The organism is uncultured Wocania sp. (assembly GCF_964021735.1).
GTDB lineage: Bacteria > Bacteroidota > Bacteroidia > Flavobacteriales > Flavobacteriaceae > Wocania_A.
This window is the reverse complement of record NZ_CAXIBN010000261.1, coordinates 1-2,780: the sequence shown is the minus strand read 5'-3', so window position 1 is coordinate 2,780 and position 2,780 is coordinate 1. Positions and strand designations below refer to the sequence as shown.

Below are 2,780 nucleotides of genomic sequence, written 5' to 3'. Positions count from 1 at the left end.
TGAGGGTTTTATGGTTAATAATATTACAAACTTCAATAAAAAGAATACAATAAAAAATACCCAATAGTGGGTATATTTATCAATTAATTTAGAAAGAAAATATGTGTTAAAAAGATATGCCAGATAAAAAGCAAAAAAAACAGATGTAGTGTTAGTAATTGATAATCAGTATTTAAATACTCAGATATTTGTTCTGAGATAGTTTTACTTCAAAAAGAATTTAATAGCAACAATAAATAGAATGAAAGAAATAAAGGCAATTAAAATCCAAATACTTCCTTTATAAAAGCGTTTATGTAGGTTTAAATCTTTGCGATAAGTATAGCCAATAATGATAGCAAAGACAATAAAAAATAAAACACCGAAAACAATTTGACCTTTACTAAACATATCATTATTTTTAGGCAAATTTAATGAAAACACTAAAGATTTCCTTCTTCAAGGAAATTAAAAAATAGTTTATTTATGAAAAACAAAATTGAAGCTGTAAAAGCTTTTCATGCTGCTTTTAAAATAGGGCACAGAGAAACACCAAAAGCAGATTTAGGAATGTCTAAAAATATGTTGCGTTATAAATTGATGCGAGAAGAAAATGAAGAATATTTAGAAGCTGCAAATGATAATGATTTAGTTGAAGTTGCCGATGCACTTGGTGATATGCTTTATATTTTATGTGGAACTATTATTGAACACGGTATGCAATATAAAATTGAAGAAGTGTTTGATGAAATTCAACGCAGTAATATGAGTAAATTGGGAGAAGATGGACAACCCATTTATCGTGAAGATGGTAAAGTGTTAAAAGGGCCTAATTATTTTAAACCAAATATTGAAGCTATTTTGGATAAATAGATATAATCCCTTTTCGTCATTCTGAATTTATTTCAGAATCGCATGTTGATAAGAATCTGAAACAAGTTCAGGTTGACGTTTAAATAAAAAAAAGAAACCAATTTTGGTTTCTTTTTTTTATTGCTTTTAAAACCCTTCCCCTTGGAAGAGGCTAGGAATAGTACTAAACTTTATAACGCCACCCAAATGGATCTTCAGCTTTATTGGTTTGAATATCTGTAATGCGTTTCTTTAAAGAACTCGCATAGGTGTTTTCTAATTCTGGTAAATCAAAATCTTCATCTTTATATCCAAAACCAGCTATTGGAGAAATTACGGCAGCAGTACCAGCACCAAACATTTCTTTTAATGTACCATTTTTAGCAGCTTCAACAACTTCGCTAACTGTTATTTTTCTAACTTCAACAGGAATACCTTCAGTTTTCGCTAATTCAATAATACTTTTACGGGTAATACCATCTAAAATTCTGTCGCTAGTTGGTCCAGTTATTAAAGTATCATTTATACGAACAAAAATATTCATAGCACCAGCTTCTTCAATATACTCATGTGTATTGTCATCTGTCCAAATAACTTGTTGGTAGCCTTTTTCAATGGCTAATTGCGTTGGATAAAATTGTCCAGCATAATTACCACCAGCTTTAGCAAAACCAACACCACCGTTTGCAGAACGCGAATATTTTTCTTCAATTAAAACTTTTACTTTTCCAGCAAAATAAGCACCTGAAGGGGCGGTACAAATTATAAATTTATATTCGTCTGCTGGCGATGCATGAAAGCCTTTGCCAGTAGCAAAAACGAAAGGTCTTATGTATAATGAGCTGCCATTTCTTTTAGGAATCCAATCGCTATCAACTTTCAAAAGTGCTTTTAAGCCTTCCATAAAGTAAGCTTCTGGCAATTCAGGAATAGCAAGGCGTTTTGCAGAAATGTTCAATCGCTTAAAATTGTCTAAAGGACGAAACAATAATACATTATCAGCTTCATCTTTATAAGCTTTCATACCTTCAAAAATCGATTGTCCGTAATGAAAAATCTTAGCAGAAGGGTCTAAAGTAATAGGCGCATAAGGCACTACTTTTGGTGCTTGCCATTTACCATCTTTATAATCACATTCTAGCATGTGATCAGAAAATGTTTTTCCAAAGCTTAAATGGTCAAAATCTACATCATTAATTTTTGTCGTTTTTGTTTTTATAACCTCTATATCATTGATTAAAGCATTCATAATTTGAGTTGTTTTATGGTACAAATTTAAGTAAAAACGTAATTAAAAAATGATATATTTGTAACAAATCGCTTAAAATTGAAAATTATATACAATGAAATCAATTACCTTAATAATTATCTGTGTATTTATGTTAAATTCTTGTAAAAACAAAGATGAAAAACCACAAGAAAAACTCGTTGAAGTTGAAAAAATAGAGTACACATCTTTCGGAAATACTATAATTGCTGATGATGCTATTGAAGCTGCATCTATGGCATCGCATTATAAAACTATGAATATTGGAGATAGTATAAACTCTAAAATAACAGCAACTGTAAACAAGGTTTGTCAAGCAAAAGGATGTTGGATGACTTTGAATTTGGGTAATGATGAAGAAGTTATGGTTAAATTTAAAGATTATGCTATTTTTATGCCTAAAGACATTGCTGGAAAAGAAGTTATTATAAACGGTAAAGCTTTTGTAAAAGAGGTATCAGTTGATGAGCAACGCCATTATGCTGAAGACGGAGGTAAAACAGCCGAAGAAATTGCAAGTATAACTGAGCCTAAAAGAACCTATTCTTTTGAAGCCGACGGCGTATTATTAAAACAATAGTTTGCAGCGCAAAATTGTAATAACGGCCGATGGCTCATCAACCATTCATTTACCGGAATGGAATGAGCAATACCATTCTAAACACGGTGCAATACAAGAAGC

At 31.0% G+C, this 2,780-nt stretch carries 4 protein-coding genes and 1 pseudogene; 3 read left to right on the top strand and 2 right to left on the bottom strand.

Going from position 1 to position 2,780, the window contains the following annotated elements; genetic code table 11:
• Window positions 1-204: 204 nt before the first annotated feature.
• Window positions 205-390, bottom strand: a complete 186-nt coding sequence (locus tag AADI82_RS14735; RefSeq protein WP_341217173.1) for a hypothetical protein — start codon at window positions 388-390, stop codon at window positions 205-207.
• A 75-nt stretch (window positions 391-465) separates the two neighbouring features.
• Here AADI82_RS14735 and AADI82_RS14730 point away from each other — a divergent pair, with 75 nt between their 5' ends.
• The gene (locus tag AADI82_RS14730; RefSeq protein ID WP_341217172.1) at window positions 466-852 is read left to right on the top strand and encodes a nucleoside triphosphate pyrophosphohydrolase family protein; all 387 of its coding nucleotides are present in this window, start codon (window positions 466-468) and stop codon (window positions 850-852) included.
• 163 nt (window positions 853-1,015) lie between these two features.
• Here the strand turns inward: AADI82_RS14730 and AADI82_RS14725 are convergent, their stop codons facing one another.
• Complete coding sequence (locus AADI82_RS14725; protein ID WP_341217171.1) at window positions 1,016-2,080, bottom strand: branched-chain amino acid aminotransferase; 1,065 nt, start codon at window positions 2,078-2,080, stop codon at window positions 1,016-1,018.
• Window positions 2,081-2,174: 94 nt separating this feature from the next.
• Between AADI82_RS14725 and AADI82_RS14720 the strand changes: the two genes are divergently transcribed.
• Together AADI82_RS14720 and AADI82_RS14715 are read left to right on the top strand one after the other, a co-directional pair.
• Entirely contained in the window at window positions 2,175-2,678 is a 504-nt protein-coding gene (locus AADI82_RS14720) for a DUF4920 domain-containing protein (RefSeq protein WP_341217170.1), read from the top strand.
• Between the two features lies 1 nt (window position 2,679).
• A pseudogene (locus AADI82_RS14715) lies at window positions 2,680-2,780 on the top strand (SAM-dependent methyltransferase); the annotation flags it as partial.